Genomic DNA, 17,778 nt, shown 5'->3' on the forward strand with positions numbered 1-17,778 from the left:
CCCATGACAGAAACCATTCCAGACAAAGTAGAAGCCAAGGGCAATTTTCGTGAATTAGTCTTTGAAAATATAACTAAAGACGAAGAAAACTTGTCGCTGATGATCCACGACTCCGCCCCCAAAGGGGTCAAGCCATTTGCTGATAAAAACTACTATAAAATTCCGCTCTACAATGCCCGAAGTGTGGCACATGACAGCGACCAAGCTGATATTGAATTAGTGCACATTTGCCCTAAGCGCTATGCCCAAGTTGGCAATAACATTATCGACCACCAACACTGGCTGCGCGACGGCTACCTTTATGTTAATGGCTATCTCTGGCGCGAACTGCAAGTGGCTTACAACCCCACCAGTAAAACCGTGCGCTACAGCGATGTTAACCTCAGGGTACAAAAAGGCGAACAACGCTGGAAGCAAACCCCTGGTGAGCGTGAAGCCACTGGTGAGGCGCTTACTTGCTTTCTCGTGCCCTATAAACTGCAAGGGCAAGAATGCACAGTAGAAGTGGCTTATTCGGAAGTGCAATGGTCATGGCGACAAGTTCAAGCTTTTGGTGGTATGAACCCGCAAGACCCGCGTTTAACTGGTCATGAACCCGTGAAAACAGATGAAGCAGACCGAGGAGAAGCCGCACAGCGTCGGGCTGAGCGTATGACCCTGCTCGATGGCCTGTCGCACTACCAACAAGGCTACAGCAACCAACAACAACCCAAGCACTTAACTTTACCGTTTAATGATCCCACTGGCGTTTATACGCCAATTATTGATGACGAAATTGGCCGTGCCCGTGGCGCGGCAAAGGAAATAAGCGTTGCCCGAAAAGCGCTAGAGCTCTTGCAAGTATCGTCTGCACTGGAAGCGCCATTAGTAACCGATAACAACATCCCCAAGCCAACCAAAGAGCAAGCCGCGAAGCAAGTGATTGCCCAAACCATTCAAAACCAGTTTTTTGCGTTTCCGCAAACAGTGCAACGCAAAGTAAGTGCCATGGGCGAGAGCAATGTTAACGAAGCTGAGCTCGAATTGGCGGCAGATTACAAAAAGTGGGCAGAAGAGTCGCTAAAAATCGCCGACTTGCGCCGTTATCTAAACACCGAAGAAGCTCTTAAACTGGCCGAATTTATTAATGAAATAAAAACCAAATCGTTTGACCTGATTACCTCAGAAGATGAAGTCGGCAGCTTTTATCAGGCCATGGCTGACTACGCTTATTTTAAAGACAAACGCAAACTTGAAATTTATGAAGTGATCACCGATGTACTCGCGCCGTTAAAAGATAACACCACTGACCTTATTCAACACGTTGTTATTAGTGATGCCGACCAAGCAAAAGTTGCCGAACTTGACCAGCAAGACATGGGACAAGAAACCATTCTTAAAGTGATTGGCACCCACCCTGAAGGCCTTGAAGACAGCAGTAAACAGCTCAAACTGGTGAAATTGCTGTTTCCCAAACAAACCGGCGACGGCCTAAGCGATTATGAAAGTTATGCCGATCCCAATGCGCCATACGACATTACCTTTAATGTCGATGATTTTACGCGGGCTAACCAGGCACAAGGCACCATAGGCAACCCTGAACTGCAACTGGCTAGGCGTGGTATGCAAGTGGTGTGGGGCTTTTTAAATATTGTGATGGAAGTGCCCACCACCATGTTTACCATGAACCAGCATAATCAGCCACTGCAAACCAGCTATGCCAAACTGCAGGAAAAAGAAGATGACTTAAAAATTAAAAGCAAGACGCTTGAGAAAAAGTCTAAAGCATTGGAAGCTGAAATTAAGAATAAGCAGGCTGAAATTAAAGAGGTCGAGGCAAATCAAGAAGCGATGCGCGCCGATCTGCGCGCGCGTGGCCTAGATACACAGCAAATTGATGCCCAATTAACACATATTATCACCCAACGCCAGCAAGAGCTGGCTGCCTTACAGCAAGAAGCCCAACAAGCGAAAAACGCCAATATTCGCAATCGCCAACATGTGGCCAACTTAGTGTCGGGCGCTAAGTATTATTTGGGTGATAAAGGCACCATTAAGTTTCGCGACTTGGCGATAAGAAACGATCCTTATGTGAAATTTAGAAACCTCGCTGATTTAGTCACCGATGGCCTGATCACCGAAATAGAGATAGACGTTAACGACTATTTCAGTGGCAAGCTGCCAGAAGGTAAAATTCCGTTAAATTTTGCCAACCGCGTTCAGCGTGCCGAGCAAAAACTCAATAAATTTAATCAACTTAGCGGCGATTTCGATCAAGCGATATCAGCAGAGCATGCCACCCCCAGTGCTAAAGTGAAAATTAACGACCAACACAGTATTCAAACCCGCTTAGATCACTTAGTGAACCTTGACGGCTCATTGCATGAGCTAGAGCAGATGATTGACCAGCAAGTACTGGCCGCCGAACAAGGGCAAAAGGGGTTAAGGCGTAAATTACTGGTCATTGATGGTACAAGGCTAGCAGAACTAGATATCACCATCGACCAACATATTGACGAAGTTGGCGATGTAAAAAAAGAAAAATTTATAGCCAACTGGGATAGTATGACCTATCAAGCGCAGCGCGAGGCATTATCCACTTATCACCAGTTTAACCTTGACCCTAAAACCTTTGATAACGCGTTTAAAGTGATGTTGCCTTTTGTGGCGACGTTGGAAGTTTGTAATTTTTACGAGACATTCAAAGGGCAAGAAGAGTGGGGAATAAATCAATATTCAGCTATATTCGATTTAGCCGATTTAATGGTCAGTATTGGTCGTAATATTGTTGAATATAAAGTCGGTTTACCTACCAGTAAACAAGTACAGGTGTTTATTTACAGCAAAGGAATGCCAACCAATAGTGCCCAAACTCGTATATTAGGCTTTTCTGTTAGTAAGCTGGCGCTAAAGGTGTTACTGGTTATAGCATCTGACACTCTGTCGTTTGTCGCTAGCGCGATGAGCTTATACTGCGCACTAATTGAGTTTGATAAAGCGCAAAAGGCCGGTAATACTGGCTTAGCCGTCGGTCATGCGATTATGGCGGTCGGTTTTGCCTCGATGACCGCAGGCGCTGGCCTTGCGTTGGCGGGCTATGCCAACCTGATTGGCATTATTGCCACTGGCCCTTTCTTTTTAGTGGGTTTAGTTGCTGTGCTAATTGGTACGGGCGTGGTGTATTATTTTACCGAATCTGCTATTGAAAGCTGGTTACAAGCCTGCCCATGGGGTATTCACCCGTACCAAAACGACAGCGCCAATAACAGCAGCATTCGCGCCAGCTATTGGCTAGAGCGCCCTGATTACTGCCTGCTGGATTTATACAACGTGCTTTATAGCCCGAGTGTCAGTGTTACTGATCAGTCCATTTTTATGCACGTTGAAATCACCGTGAATGTACCTAAATCAGCGCCAGAAAATGGTCTGCATTTCTCACTACAATGGCGCAAACTCTCAAAATTCTTGGGCGTACCAGAATCCGACTTTGATGAAATCTCCTTAAAGCAACTGGCACAAACTAGCGGTACTTGGCAAATGTTCCTTAACCGCACTGGTTGGAAGTTTACCGTATCTTATCATCAACTAAGAAATGCACTAGGGCTTAAAGCTGACGAAAAAATTGAACTAAAAGCCATCCTGAACGCTTACCCAGAAGGTCAAGGCGCGCTGTTGCTACCAAATTTTGACACCGACTTTAGTTTGCCTGTTAGCTATTACAAACAAGGAGAAGTGCCGGATGGGTTTTGGCAAAGCGATAATAGAGAATATGGCCATCAACATTTATCGGCAATAAGCAGTCGCACTCTAAGGCTGAGCGAAAAATCGATTCTGACTCATCTCTAATGGCTGCACTTTAATTAACAGGCACCTAACTGATAGGCAGACATATAAACAGCAGGTAATCGACAAGCGTGAGCAGATTGTTTGAGATTACCTGTCACTATTGAAGGTTAACCACGAGACACTGTTTTGACTAACCCAGATAATAACCAAACTACAGATAACGAGCAGCTATTGCCTGAAAATCAGCCCAAGGGCGAAAAAATTATGCGCGATGACGGCACCTATTTTTATGATTATCGTACCGAAGAAGAAATACTGGCCGATGCAGATAAATTACTTGCAAAATTTCGCGAAGAAAATCCAGAAGAAGCGGCTGAAACTAGAAGGCGTGGAAAGAACCGTCGAAAATATCGTAAAGCTGGTGTTTATACTCAAAATATTCCCAAGGGTTACTTACACCAGCAAAGCTATGAGCAGCGTTTAGCGAAAGCCGAAGCCTTAAACGGCTGCAAATTTAAAGACTCGCCCCCGTATAAAAGTAAAGCCTGGGGTGAGCCGATGGACAGGGTCCTGCACGATAAAGATGACAGCTTTGGAAACCGATGTGACGGCAAAATTGCGATTATGGGGCGCTTAAATGGTTTTGTCACTTATAGCTATATTATTCAAGGGTTTAGCTTTTTATTCAGTTTAATATTTATTATCGCAGGGATTTCTACTGGGGATTTTATCGATTATTGGACGCGAAGTGGCGTTGCTGTGTTGCTCTTTATTGCCATGACCTATATACGCCGCGCACTTAGGCCCTATGACCAGTTTATTTTTAACCGCCATACCGGGCTAGTGCGTACCCCCCATAACTGGTGGCGCCGCTCGTTTTATATTCCTTATGAAGATATCGAATGTTACCACGGCGGCGTGGTCAAATCGGCGCGCGGTGGTGGCGCCCGAGAGAGCGCCAAGTTCCGCTGTATGAAAACCCCCAAACGTTTCTACCTTAAAACCCCAGAATTTATCGCCCAGTTTGGCGGAATTGATCAGGGTAGCTGGGCAGGCTACTTAGCATTTATGGATACCAGTATCCCGGTAAATGAAAACCTGCATGAAAGTATCGAGTATTACTACACCCTAGATAAAAACGCCTTAGAAACCGAGCCGTTTCCCGAAGAAATAAAGCCTTACCTAGACCCCGATGATAAACAAGTGAATCGCGAGCATGTTTGGTAAGTGGTTAAGCCCTATGACAGAAAGGGGCTTAAAACTGACGAAAACATTGAACTAAAAGCCAGCCTGACCGCTTACCCAGAAGGTCAAGGGGCGCTGTTGCTGCCCAATTTTGACACTGACTTTAGTTTGCCGGTGAGCTATGGCAAACAAGGGGAGGCGCCAAATTGGTTTTGGCAAAGTGATGAGCGAGACTATGGTCATCAACAGTTACCGACAGTGAGCAGTCGCACGGTAACGTTAGCCGAAAAATCGATTTTGTCGAATATTGTTTAACCAGCACCTTATTGACGATTAACCACGAGATACTGTTTTGACTAAGCCAGACACTAACCCAGAAACTAACCAAACTACAGATAACGAGCAGCTATTGCCTGAAAATCAGCCCAAGGGTGAAAAAATTATGCGCGATGATGGCACCTATTTTTACGATTATCGTACCGAAGCAGAAATACTGGCCGATGCAGATAAATTACTTGCAAAATTTCGCGAAGAAAATCCAGAGGAAGCTGCAGCTACCGCTTTACGTGTGGATAATCAGTTTAAGTACATAGACGCGGGGGTATATTATCAACAACCTCCAACAGACTATCTCCACCGGCAAAGCTATGCACAGCGTCTGGCTAGAGCCGAAGCCTTAAACGGCTGCAAATTCAGAGACTCGCCACCGTATAAAAGTAAAGCCTGGGGTGAGCCGATGGATAGAGTTTTACACGAAAAAAGAGACAGCTTTAGGAGCCGATGCGACGGTAAAATTGCCATCATGGGGCGCTTAAATGGCTTTGTGACTTATAGCTACATTATTCAATGGTTTAGTTTTTGGTTGGGCTTGATGTATATCATTGCCGGACTGACTACCGGAAATATTATTGGTTATTGGCCGCTAAGCGGCATCGCGACATTACTCTTTATTGCCATGATTTATGTGCGCCGTTTCCTTGAACCTTTCGACCAGTTTATTTTTAACCGCCACACTGGGCTGGTGCGCACCCCCCATAACTGGTGGCGCCGCTCGTTTTATATTCCTTATGAAGATATCGAATGTTACCACGGCGGCGTGGTCAAGTCGGCGCGCGGCGGTGGCGCCCGAGAGAGCGCTAAATTCCGCTGTATGAAAACCCCTAAACGTTTTTACCTTAAAACGCCTGAGTTTATCGCCCGTTTTGGCGGCATTAGCCAAGGCCAGTGGGCTGGCTACTTAGCCTTTATGGATACCAGTATCCCGGTAAATGAAAACCTGCATGAAAGTATTGAGTATTATTACACCCTAGATAAAAACGCCTTAGAAACGGGCCCATTTCCCGAAGAAATAAAGCCGTACCTAGACCCAGATGATAAACAAGTGAATCGAGAGCATGTTTGGTAAGTGGTTAAATCCGATGAGAAAATTGAACTTAAAGCCAGCCTGACCGCTTACCCAGCAGGTGAAGGCGCGCTGCTGCTGCCCAATTTTGACACTGACTTTAGTTTGCCGGTGAGCTATGGCAAACAAGGGGAGGCGCCAAATTGGTTTTGGCAAAGTGATGAGCGAGACTATGGTCATCAACAGTTACCGACAGTGAGCAGTCGCACGGTAACGTTAGCCGAAAAATCGATTTTGTCGAATATTGTTTAACCAGCACCTTATTGACGATTAACCACGAGATACTGTTTTGACTAAGCCAGACACTAACCCAGAAACTAATCAAACTACCGATAACGAGCAGCCAGCGCCTGAAAATCAGCCCAAGGGTGAAAAAATTATGCTCTCTGACGGCTCACACTTTTATTACAATGAAACCAAAGAAGAGAGAGACAGACATTTAGAGGAGCGATTACGAAAATGGCGCGAAGAAAATCCAGAAGAAGCTGCTGAGATCAGGAGACGTGGAAAAAATCGAAAGAGGTACATACTCGAAAAAAAATATTTTAAAGAGCTACCCAAAGACTACCTTCACAAGCAAAGTTACGCACAGCGTTTAGCGAAAGCCGAAGCCTTAAACGGCTGCAAATTCAGAGACTCGCCACCGTATAAAAGTAAAGCCTGGGGTGAGCCGATGGACAGGGTCCTGCACGAAAAAAGAGACAGCTTTAGGAGCCGATGCGACGGTAAAATAGCCATCATGGGGCGCTTAAATGGCTTTGTCACCTACACCTACTTTATTCAAGGGTTTAGCTTTTTAACAAGCTTAATGTTTTTATTTTTGGGTCTCTTTATCGAGTATTTGTTGTACAGCGGTATCGCGATACTGCTCTTTATTGCCATGATTTATGTGCGCCGTTTCCTTGAACCTTTCGACCAGTTTATTTTTAACCGCCATACCGGGCTAGTGCGTACCCCCCATAACTGGTGGCGTCGCTCGTTTTATATTCCCTATGAAGATATTGAGTGCTATCACGGCGGTGTGGTCAAATCGGCACGCGGCGGTGGCGCCCGAGAGAGCGCCAAGTTCCGCTGTATGAAAACCCCTAAACGTTTTTACCTTAAAACGCCTGAGTTTATCGCCCGTTTTGGCGGCATTAGCCAAGGCCAGTGGGCTGGCTACTTAGCCTTTATGGATACCAGTATCCCGGTAAATGAAAACCTGCATGAAAGTATTGAGTATTATTACACCCTAGATAAAAACGCCTTAGAAACGGGCCCATTTCCCGAAGAAATAAAGCCGTACCTAGACCCAGATGATAAACAAGTGAATCGAGAGCATGTTTGGTAAGTGGTTAAATCCGATGAGAAAATTGAACTTAAAGCCAGCCTGACCGCTTACCCAGCAGGTGAAGGCGCGCTGCTGCTGCCCAATTTTGACACTGACTTTAGTTTGCCGGTGAGCTATGGCAAACAAGGGGAGGCGCCAAATTGGTTTTGGCAAAGTGATGAGCGAGACTATGGTCATCAACAGTTACCGACAGTGAGCAGTCGCACGGTAACGTTAGCCGAAAAATCGATTTTGTCGAATATTGTTTAACCAGCACCTTATTGACGATTAACCACGAGATACTGTTTTGACTAAGCCAGACACTAACCCAGAAACTAACCAAACTACCGATAACGAGCAGCCAGCGCCTGAAAATCAGCCCAAGGGTGAAAAAATTATGCTCTCTGACGGCTCACACTTTTATTATAATGAAACCAAAGAAGAGAGAGACAGACATTTAGAGGAGCGATTACGAAAATGGCGTGAAGAAAATCCAGAAGAAGCGGCTGAAACTAGAAGGCGTGGAAAGAACCGTCGAAAATATCGTAAAGCTGGTGTTTATACTCAAAATATTCCCAAGGGTTACTTACACCAGCAAAGCTATGAGCAGCGTTTAGCGAAAGCCGAAGCCTTAAACGGCTGCAAATTTAAAGACTCGCCCCCGTATAAAAGTAAAGCCTGGGGTGAGCCGATGGACAGGGTCCTGCACGATAAAGATGACAGCTTTAGGAGCCGATGCGACGGTAAAATAGCCATCATGGGGCGCTTAAATGGCTTTGTGACTTATAGCTACATTATTCAATGGTTTAGTTTTTGGTTGGGCTTGATGTATATCATTGCCGGACTGACTACCGGAAATATTATTGGTTATTGGCCGCTAAGTGGCATCGCGACATTACTCTTTATTGCCATGATTTATGTGCGCCGTTTCCTTGAACCTTTCGACCAGTTTATTTTTAACCGCCACACTGGGCTGGTGCGCACCCCCCATAACTGGTGGCGCCGCTCCTTTTATATTCCTTATGAAGATATCGAATGTTACCACGGCGGCGTGGTCAAGTCGGCGCGCGGCGGTGGCGCTCGAGAGAGCGCTAAATTCCGCTGTATGAAAACCCCTAAACGCTTTTACCTTAAAACGCCTGAGTTTATCGCCCGTTTTGGCGGCATTAGCCAAGGCCAGTGGGCTGGCTACTTAGCCTTTATGGATACCAGTATTCCGGTAAATGAAAACCTGCATGAAAGCATCGAGTATTATTACACCTTAGATAAAAACGCCTTGGAAACCGAGCCATTTCCCGAAGAAATAAAGCCGTACCTAGACCCAGATGATAAACAAGTTAATCGCGAGCATGTTTGGTAAGTGGTTAAATCCGATTAAAAAATTGAACTAAAAGCCAGCCTGACCGCCTACCCAGAAGGTAAAGGTGCGCTGTTGCTACCAAGTTTTGACACCGACTTTAGTTTGCCGGTGAGCTATTACAAACAAGGGGAAGCGCCGGATGGGTTTTGGCAAAGTGATAATAGAGAATATGGTCATCAACATTTATCGGCAATAAGCAGTCGTACCGTCAGCCTGAGCAAAAAGTCAATATTGACTCACCTTTAATGGCTGCACTTTAATTAACAGGCACCTAACTGATAGGCAGACATATAAACAGCAGGTAATCGACGAGCACGAGCAGATTGTTTGAGATTACCTGTCACTATTGAAGATTAACCACGAGACATTGTTTTGACTACCTCAGATAATAACCAAACTACAGATAACGAGCAGCTATTGCCTGAAAATGAGCCCAAGGGCGAAAAAATTATGCTCTCTGACGGCTCACACTTTTATTACAATGAAACCAAAGAAGAGAGAGACAGACATTTAGAGGAGCGATTACGAAAATGGCGTGAAGAAAATCCAGAAGAAGCTGCTGAGATCAGGAGACGTGGAAAAAATCGAAAGAGGTACATACTCGAAAAAAAATATTTTAAAGAGCTACCCAAAGACTACCTTCACAAGCAAAGTTACGCACAGCGTTTAGCGAAAGCCGAAGCCTTAAACGGCTGCAAATTCAGAGACTCGCCCCCGTATAAAAGTAAAGCCTGGGGTGAGCCGATGGATAGAGTTTTACACGAAAAAAGAGACAGCTTTAGGAGCCGATGCGACGGTAAAATTGCCATCATGGGGCGCTTAAATGGCTTTGTGACTTATAGCTACATTATTCAATGGTTTAGTTTTTGGTTGGGCTTGATGTATATCATTGCCGGACTGACTACCGGAAATATTATTGGTTATTGGCCGCTAAGCGGCATCGCGACATTACTCTTTATTGCCATGATTTATGTGCGCCGTTTCCTTGAACCTTTCGACCAGTTTATTTTTAACCGCCACACTGGGCTGGTGCGCACCCCCCATAACTGGTGGCGCCGCTCGTTTTATATTCCTTATGAAGATATCGAATGTTACCACGGCGGCGTGGTCAAGTCGGCGCGCGGCGGTGGCGCCCGAGAGAGCGCTAAATTCCGCTGTATGAAAACCCCTAAACGTTTTTACCTTAAAACGCCTGAGTTTATCGCCCGTTTTGGCGGCATTAGCCAAGGCCAGTGGGCTGGCTACTTAGCCTTTATGGATACCAGTATTCCGGTAAATGAAAACCTGCATGAAAGTATTGAGTATTACTACACCCTAGATAAAAACGCCTTAGAAACGGGCCCATTTCCCGAAGAGATAAAACCGTATCTGGACCCTGACGATAAACAAGTGAATCGCGAGCACGTTTGGTAAGTGGTTAAGCCCTATGACAGAAAGGGGCTTAAAACTGACGAAAACATTGAACTAAAAGCCAGCCTGACCGCTTACCCAGAAGGTCAAGGCGCGCTGTTGCTACCAAATTTTGACACTGACTTTAGTTTGCCTGTTAGCTATTACAAACAAGGGGAAGCGCCGGATGGGTTTTGGCAAAGTGATAATAGAGAATATGGTCATCAACATTTATCGGCGATAAGCAGTCGTACGGTAAGACTGAGCGAAAAATCGATTCTGACTCATCTCTAATGGCTGCACTTTAATTAACAGGCACCTAACTGATAGGCAGACATATAAACAGCAGGTAATCGACAAGCGTGAGCAGATTGTTTGAGATTACCTGTCACTATTGAAGATTAACCACGAGACACTGTTTTGACTAACCCAGATAATAACCAAACTACAGATAACGAGCAGCTATTGCCTGAAAATGAGCCTAAGGGTGAAAAAATTATGCTCTCTGACGGCTCACACTTTTATTACAATGAAACCAAAGAAGAGAGAGACAGACATTTAGAGGAGCGATTACGAAAATGGCGCGAAGAAAATCCAGAGGAAGCTGCAGCTACCGCTTTACGTGTGGATAATCAATTTAAGTACATAGACGCGGGGGTATATTATCAACAACCTCCAACAGACTATCTCCACCGGCAAAGCTATGCACAGCGTCTGGCTAGAGCCGAAGCCTTAAACGGCTGCAAATTCAGAGACTCGCCCCCGTATAAAAGTAAAGCCTGGGGTGAGCCGATGGATAGAGTTTTACACGAAAAAAGAGACAGCTTTAGGAGCCGATGCGACGGTAAAATTGCCATCATGGGGCGCTTAAATGGCTTTGTGACTTATAGCTACATTATTCAATGGTTTAGTTTTTGGTTGGGCTTGATGTATATCATTGCCGGACTGACTACCGGAAATATTATTGGTTATTGGCCGCTAAGCGGCATCGCGACATTACTCTTTATTGCCATGATTTATGTGCGCCGTTTCCTTGAACCTTTCGACCAGTTTATTTTTAACCGCCACACTGGGCTGGTGCGCACCCCCCATAACTGGTGGCGCCGCTCGTTTTATATTCCTTATGAAGATATCGAATGTTACCACGGCGGCGTGGTCAAGTCGGCGCGCGGCGGTGGCGCCCGAGAGAGCGCTAAATTCCGCTGTATGAAAACCCCTAAACGTTTTTACCTTAAAACGCCTGAGTTTATCGCCCGTTTTGGCGGCATTAGCCAAGGCCAGTGGGCTGGCTACTTAGCCTTTATGGATACCAGTATTCCGGTAAATGAAAACCTGCATGAAAGTATTGAGTATTACTACACCCTAGGTAAAAACGCCTTAGAAACGGGCCCATTTCCCGAAGAGATAAAACCGTATCTGGACCCTGACGATAAACAAGTGAATCGCGAGCATGTTTGGTAAGTGGTTAAATCCGATTAAAAAATTGAACTAAAAGCCAGCCTGACCGCTTACCCAGAAGGTCAAGGGGCGCTGTTGCTGCCAAGTTTTGACACCGACTTTAGTTTGCCGGTGAGCTATACAAACAAGGGGAAGCGCCGGATGGGTTTTGGCAAAGTGATAATAGAGAATATGGTCATCAACATTTATCGGCAATAAGCAGTCGTACCGTCAGCCTGAGCAAAAAGTCAATATTGACTCACCTTTAATGGCTGCACTTTAATTAACAGGCACCTAACTGATAGGCAGACATATAAACAGCAGGTAATCGACGAGCACGATCATATTGTTTGAGATTACCTGTCACTATTGAAGATTAACCACGAGACATTGTTTTGACTACCTCAGATAATAACCAAACTACAGATAACGAGCAGCTATTGCCTGAAAATCAGCCCAAGGGTGAAAAAATTATGCGCGATGACGGCACCTATTTTTATGATTATCGTACCGAAGCAGAAATACTGGCCGATGCAGATAAATTACTTGCAAAATTTCGCGAAGAAAATCCAGAGGAAGCTGCTGAGATCAGGAGACGTGGAAAAAATCGAAAGAGGTACATACTCGAAAAAAAATATTTTAAAGAGCTGCCCAAAGACTACCTTCACAAGCAAAGTTACGCACAGCGTTTAGCGAAAGCCGAAGCCTTAAACGGCTGCAAATTTAAAGACTCGCCCCCGTATAAAAGTAAAGCCTGGGGTGAGCCGATGGATAGGGTGTTACACGAAAGGAGAGACAGCTTTGGAAACCGATGTGACGGCAAAATTGCGATTATGGGGCGCTTAAATGGTTTTGTCACTTATAGCTATATTATTCAAGGGTTTAGCTTTTTATTCAGTTTAATATTTATTATCGCAGGGATTTCTACTGGGGATTTTATCGATTATTGGACGCGAAGTGGCGTTGCTGTGTTGCTCTTTATTGCCATGACCTATATACGCCGCGCACTTAGGCCCTATGACCAGTTTATTTTTAACCGCCATACCGGGCTAGTGCGTACCCCCCATAACTGGTGGCGCCGCTCGTTTTATATTCCTTATGAAGATATCGAATGTTACCACGGCGGCGTGGTCAAATCGGCACGCGGTGGTGGCGCCCGAGAGAGCGCCAAGTTCCGCTGTATGAAAACCCCTAAACGTTTCTACCTTAAAACCCCAGAATTTATCGCCCAGTTTGGCGGAATTGATCAGGGTAGCTGGGCAGGCTACTTAGCCTTTATGGATACCAGTATCCCGGTAAATGAAAACCTGCATGAAAGCATCGAGTATTATTACACCCTAGATAAAAACGCCTTGGAAACCGAGCCATTTCCCGAAGAAATAAAGCCGTACCTAGACCCAGATGATAAACAAGTGAATCGAGAGCATGTTTGGTAAGTGGTTAAATCCGATTAAAAAATTGAACTAAAAGCCAGCCTGAACGCCTACCCAGAAGGTCAAGGTGCGCTGTTGCTACCAAGTTTTGACACCGACTTTAGTTTGCCGGTGAGCTATTACAAACAAGGGGAAGCGCCGGATGGGTTTTGGCAAAGCGATGAGCGGGAATATAACCACTAACATTTATCGGCAATAAGCAGTCGTACCGTCAGCCTGAGCAAAAAGTCAATATTGACTCACCTTTAATGGCTGCATATTAATTAACAAGCACTTGATTAATAGACACATAAGCAACAGGTAATCGACGAGCACGATCATATTGTTTGAGATTACCTGTCACTATTGAAGATTAACCACGAGACATTGTTTTGACTACCTCAGATAATAACCAAACTACCGATAACGAGCAGCCAGCGCCTGAAAATAAGCCCAAGGGTGAAAAAATTATGCTCTCTGACGGCTCACACTTTTATTACAATGAAACCAAAGAAGAGAGAGACAGACATTTAGAGGAGCGATTACGAAAATGGCGCGAAGAAAATCCAGAGGAAGCTGCTGAGATCAGGAGACGTGGAAAAAATCGAAAGAGGTACATACTCGAAAAAAAATATTTTAAAGAGCTACCCAAAGACTACCTTCACAAGCAAAGTTACGCACAGCGTTTAGCGAAAGCCGAAGCGTTAAACGGCTGCAAATTCAGAGACTCGCCCCCGTATAAAAGTAAAACCTGGGGCGAGCCGATGGATAGGGTGTTACACGAAAGGAGAGACAGCTTTGGAAACCGATGTGACGGCAAAATTGCGATTATGGGGCGCTTAAATGGTTTTGTCACTTATAGCTATATTATTCAAGGGTTTAGCTTTTTATTCAGTTTAATATTTATTATCGCAGGGATTTCTACTGGGGATTTTATCGATTATTGGACGCGAAGTGGCGTTGCTGTGTTGCTCTTTATTGCCATGACCTATATACGCCGCGCACTTAGGCCCTATGACCAGTTTATTTTTAACCGCCATACCGGGCTAGTGCGTACCCCCCATAACTGGTGGCGCCGCTCGTTTTATATTCCTTATGAAGATATCGAATGTTACCACGGCGGCGTGGTCAAATCGGCGCGCGGTGGTGGCGCCCGAGAGAGCGCCAAGTTCCGCTGTATGAAAACCCCCAAACGTTTCTACCTTAAAACCCCAGAATTTATCGCCCAATTTGGCGGAATTGATCAGGGTAGCTGGGCAGGCTACTTAGCCTTTATGGATACCAGTATCCCGGTAAATGAAAACCTGCATGAAAGCATCGAGTATTATTACACCTTAGGTAAAAACGCATTAGAAACCGAGCCATTTCCTGAAGAGATAAAACCGTACCTAGACCCAGATGATAAACAAGTGAATCGGGAGCACGTTTGGTAAATGCTCGAAACAAGGTGTTCTTTGTATTTTGATATGAAAACGCGAAGGGCGCAAAATCAACTTGACCGTATTTCGAGCGCTTAAAGAGCTGCGAACGTTAAAAGGCCGGGCCTTGAAATTAATATTGAGTTATCAGCTGGTACTAAAGTTTAGAAAAGTAGTTTAAGGCTAATAAAATAATTAGGGTTAATCCCAATGGGGAGAAATTAATTAGTGATATAGCTTGGAAATAATGAAATTGATTGCAGAAGCCGTTGTTTTTGATAGGGGGAACCTACGACTTGGTCGTTTTTACAAAACAGCTAGTGTTTAATGTGGTTGATAACATTAACAAAAATTGGTTGCGGGAGCCGGATTTGAACCGACGACCTTCGGGTTATGAGCCCGACGAGCTACCAGGCTGCTCCATCCCGCGTCTGAATGGTTTACTAAGTAAACGAGCCAAGATTATTTTACTTCTGAATCTATAACGAAGAATTGATTGTGTGAGCCCTTGTTTTTTTAAGAGCGGCCCGACGACTTAGTCGTCTTACACACCAGTTAATGCTTGTTTTATTTCTAACATCTAAAGAAATTGGTTGCGGGAGCCGGATTTGAACCGACGACCTTCGGGTTATGAGCCCGACGAGCTACCAGGCTGCTCCATCCCGCGTCCGAATGGTTTACTAAGTAAACGAGCCAAGATTATTTTACTTCTGAATCTATAACGAAGAATTGATTGTGTGAGCCCTTGTTTTTTAAAAGCGACCCGACAGCTTAGTCGTCTTACACACCAGTTAATGTTTGTTTTATTTCTAACATCTAAAGAAATTGGTTGCGGGAGCCGGATTTGAACCGACGACCTTCGGGTTATGAGCCCGACGAGCTACCAGGCTGCTCCATCCCGCGCCAAGTATTGTAACTGTTTTACGTCGGTTACCAGCGACATACCTTTGTTAATAAGCTTGATTGCTATTAGCAAAGTTTTGTTTCATCTCTGTGAAAGCGAGGCGTATGTTAAGGATACTTCCTGTGATTTGCAACTGCTTTTTTCAATGTTTTTACTGTTCGGTGTAATTGTGAACGATGGGGTGGTTAATTGTTCTAAAATGACTGGTTTTTTAACGAGTTTGAGCAGTCACCCGCGCATTCTTATATCTCAATTCGTCGCAAAACAGGCTAATCCGGCGAGCTAAAACCTCCTTTAGTTAAGCGCAAATACAGTTTTAGAGTTAACATTTTTTCGTTTAGACATCTAAATGCCTGTTGATTGGCAAATCTAATTAGGGTTTAATGAAGCCGTTGCTGAGTTTTTACTTTAACGTATTTTAATTTATCAGCAACACCAGAAGAGGAGCGATAGCCAGGTAATTAATGTGAGGGTCACTGCCCGTTGAACATTAGTGAGGGGGACTATCGCCGAGGATTTAGTTTGAGTGGCAAGCTAAATTCGGTCACTAGGGTTGAATCCATAGGGCTGTCACCAGTAACGAGGTAATCGTTAAATAGGTGGAGAGCTTCTGGCTGAAAATATCTTGCTTCATTATGCGACAGCATATCCTCAGCCGTGCTCTTCCTTTGTTGTAAATAGTGTTTTGCTATATAGGGAGAACCTTTAATGAACATCATCAATAAATTCCATCATATACTCGCTTGGGCTTGTTCAAGCCGTATTTCATCTTCTGACTGGGCAAGTGATTGGGGGATTTATGTCTAATTTTACGGTCGCAAAATTTGGTGGTACTAGTGTTGCGAATCATGAGGCTATGAGCCGCTGTGCAACCATTATCAAAAATGATTTGGCAAATCGCGTTGTCGTTGTCTCGGCAAGTGCTGGTGTTACAAATCATTTAGTGCGTTTAGGGCAGGAAAATGTGCCAGCTTCAGAGCGTACTGAGATCATTGCCAATATTCGTGACATTCAGCTGAAAATTGTAGAAAAGTTTACACAAACTCATGATCTTACGGTATTTGTTGAGCAAAAGTTGGTTGAGTTGGCTGTTATTGCCGAGCAACAAGCACAGCAGCACAGCATAAAAAATGCCGATGAAATATTATCTTTTGGTGAGCAGTTAAGCTCGGCATTGTTTACACAAGTATTGAATGAACTAGGTGTTAGCGCTCAGTGTTTTGATATTCGCCAAGTGATGAAAACCAATAGTTTATACGGCCAGGCCGTGGTTGATATTGAAGCGTTAAAAGCCAACGCGGTCGAGCATTTAGCGCCATTCACACAAGACGCCGTTATTGTTACCCAAGGCTTTATTGGGCAAGATGGATTGGGGCATACAACAACACTCGGCCGTGGCGGCTCTGACTACAGTGCAGCATTAATTGCGGAAGCGCTTGATGCCACTAGCTTGAGTATATGGACTGATGTCGTAGGAATTTTTACTACAGACCCCAGAATTACAGATCAAGCGCGAGCGATCCCTGAAATTAGTTTTGGCGAAGCCGCAGAAATGGCAACCTTTGGTGCCAAAATATTACACCCGGCAACGTTGATCCCGGCGATGCGCCAAAATATTCCAGTATTTGTTGGCTCAAGTAAAGAGCCAGATAAAGGTGGCACTTTTATTCAGCAGTCAGTTGCGTCATCTCCCACTTATCGTTCAATTGCGCTGCGCAGAGAACAGACGTTAGTGACAGTGAAAAGTCCGGCGATGCTTCACGCCAGTGGCTTTCTGGCAAAAGTGTTTGCGATTTTAGCGAAGCACGAGCTAAGTGTTGATTTGATCACAACCAGTGAAATTAGTGTGGCCTTAACGTTTGATAACCCAACTGGCAGCACGCAGTCGTTGATTAACAATACCGTATTGGCTGAGCTAGAGCAGCTTTGTGAGGTGTCAGTTGAACATGGCTTGTCACTCGTTGCTGTGATCGGTAATAACCTTCATGCGACGAAAGGCCTTGGCAGTAGCGTATTTGATAAAATTAACGATTTTAACATTCGCATGATCTGTCATGGCGCCAGTTCAAATAATCTATGTTTTTTAGTGCCCGAGCAAGACGCAAATACTGTGGTCGAGCAATTACACGATACGCTATTCGCGGCTTAGATAACGGTAAATATCGGCACAGGGAGTGTGACCAAATCAGCTGATAGC

The 17,778-nt window shown here is 44.8% G+C and carries 14 protein-coding genes, 3 tRNA genes and 1 riboswitch; of the genes, 14 read left to right on the forward strand and 3 right to left on the reverse strand.

The features are described from left to right. Positions 1–3 precede the first annotated feature (3 nt). The 13 genes from DXX93_RS08710 (at position 4) to DXX93_RS08770 (ending at position 14,692) form a co-directional block, all read left to right on the forward strand. On the forward strand, positions 4–3,825 hold the full coding sequence (locus tag DXX93_RS08710) for a hypothetical protein (RefSeq protein WP_116007764.1): 3,822 nt from the start codon (positions 4–6) through the stop codon (positions 3,823–3,825). Positions 3,826–3,951: 126 nt separating this feature from the next. Continuing rightward, the gene (locus DXX93_RS08715; protein WP_116007765.1) at positions 3,952–4,992 is read left to right on the forward strand and encodes a hypothetical protein; all 1,041 of its coding nucleotides are present in this window, start codon (positions 3,952–3,954) and stop codon (positions 4,990–4,992) included. Further along, positions 4,993–5,265, forward strand: coding sequence for a hypothetical protein (locus DXX93_RS08720; protein WP_116007766.1), 273 nt, complete (start codon positions 4,993–4,995; stop codon positions 5,263–5,265). Positions 5,266–5,302: 37 nt separating this feature from the next. Next, positions 5,303–6,355 carry a hypothetical protein gene (locus DXX93_RS08725; protein WP_116007767.1) on the forward strand — a complete coding sequence of 351 codons (1,053 nt, stop codon included), beginning with the start codon at positions 5,303–5,305 and terminating at the stop codon, positions 6,353–6,355. Continuing rightward, positions 6,356–6,604, forward strand: a complete 249-nt coding sequence (locus tag DXX93_RS08730; RefSeq protein ID WP_116007768.1) for a hypothetical protein — start codon at positions 6,356–6,358, stop codon at positions 6,602–6,604. It begins immediately after the preceding gene. 37 nt (positions 6,605–6,641) lie between these two features. Beyond that, positions 6,642–7,682, forward strand: coding sequence for a hypothetical protein (locus DXX93_RS08735; RefSeq protein WP_116007769.1), 1,041 nt, complete (start codon positions 6,642–6,644; stop codon positions 7,680–7,682). Beyond that, positions 7,683–7,931 carry a hypothetical protein gene (locus tag DXX93_RS08740; RefSeq protein ID WP_116007768.1) on the forward strand — a complete coding sequence of 83 codons (249 nt, stop codon included), beginning with the start codon at positions 7,683–7,685 and terminating at the stop codon, positions 7,929–7,931. 37 nt (positions 7,932–7,968) lie between these two features. Next, positions 7,969–9,021, forward strand: coding sequence for a hypothetical protein (locus DXX93_RS08745; RefSeq protein ID WP_116007770.1), 1,053 nt, complete (start codon positions 7,969–7,971; stop codon positions 9,019–9,021). Between the two features lie 372 nt (positions 9,022–9,393). Then, positions 9,394–10,434, forward strand: a complete 1,041-nt coding sequence (locus tag DXX93_RS08750; RefSeq protein ID WP_116007771.1) for a hypothetical protein — start codon at positions 9,394–9,396, stop codon at positions 10,432–10,434. Continuing rightward, positions 10,435–10,704: a hypothetical protein gene (locus DXX93_RS08755; protein ID WP_116007772.1), complete on the forward strand. Its 270-nt coding sequence runs from the start codon at positions 10,435–10,437 to the stop codon at positions 10,702–10,704. A gap of 126 nt (positions 10,705–10,830) precedes the next feature. After that, positions 10,831–11,871: a hypothetical protein gene (locus DXX93_RS08760; RefSeq protein ID WP_116007773.1), complete on the forward strand. Its 1,041-nt coding sequence runs from the start codon at positions 10,831–10,833 to the stop codon at positions 11,869–11,871. A 371-nt stretch (positions 11,872–12,242) separates the two neighbouring features. Beyond that, positions 12,243–13,283 (forward strand): hypothetical protein, encoded by a 1,041-nt coding sequence (locus DXX93_RS08765; RefSeq protein WP_116007774.1) that lies wholly within the window; start codon positions 12,243–12,245, stop codon positions 13,281–13,283. A 368-nt stretch (positions 13,284–13,651) separates the two neighbouring features. Beyond that, positions 13,652–14,692, forward strand: a complete 1,041-nt coding sequence (locus DXX93_RS08770; protein ID WP_116007775.1) for a hypothetical protein — start codon at positions 13,652–13,654, stop codon at positions 14,690–14,692. Between the two features lie 338 nt (positions 14,693–15,030). On the opposite strand, the gene DXX93_RS08775 is transcribed toward DXX93_RS08770, so the two are convergent. From DXX93_RS08775 to DXX93_RS08785, 3 genes are all read right to left on the reverse strand, one after another. Then, a tRNA-Met gene (locus tag DXX93_RS08775) sits at positions 15,031–15,107 on the reverse strand. Positions 15,108–15,267: 160 nt separating this feature from the next. Beyond that, positions 15,268–15,344 (reverse strand) — tRNA-Met (locus DXX93_RS08780). Between the two features lie 159 nt (positions 15,345–15,503). Further along, positions 15,504–15,580, reverse strand: a tRNA-Met gene (locus DXX93_RS08785). A gap of 432 nt (positions 15,581–16,012) precedes the next feature. After that, positions 16,013–16,199: riboswitch (Lysine riboswitch) on the forward strand. A 181-nt stretch (positions 16,200–16,380) separates the two neighbouring features. Between DXX93_RS08785 and lysC the strand changes: the two genes are divergently transcribed. Beyond that, entirely contained in the window at positions 16,381–17,730 is a 1,350-nt protein-coding gene (gene lysC, locus DXX93_RS08795) for a lysine-sensitive aspartokinase 3 (RefSeq protein WP_116007777.1), read from the forward strand. The last annotated feature ends 48 nt before the right edge of the window (positions 17,731–17,778 follow it).

The organism is Thalassotalea euphylliae (assembly GCF_003390335.1).
GTDB classification, from domain to species: domain Bacteria; phylum Pseudomonadota; class Gammaproteobacteria; order Enterobacterales; family Alteromonadaceae; genus Thalassotalea_F; species Thalassotalea_F euphylliae_B.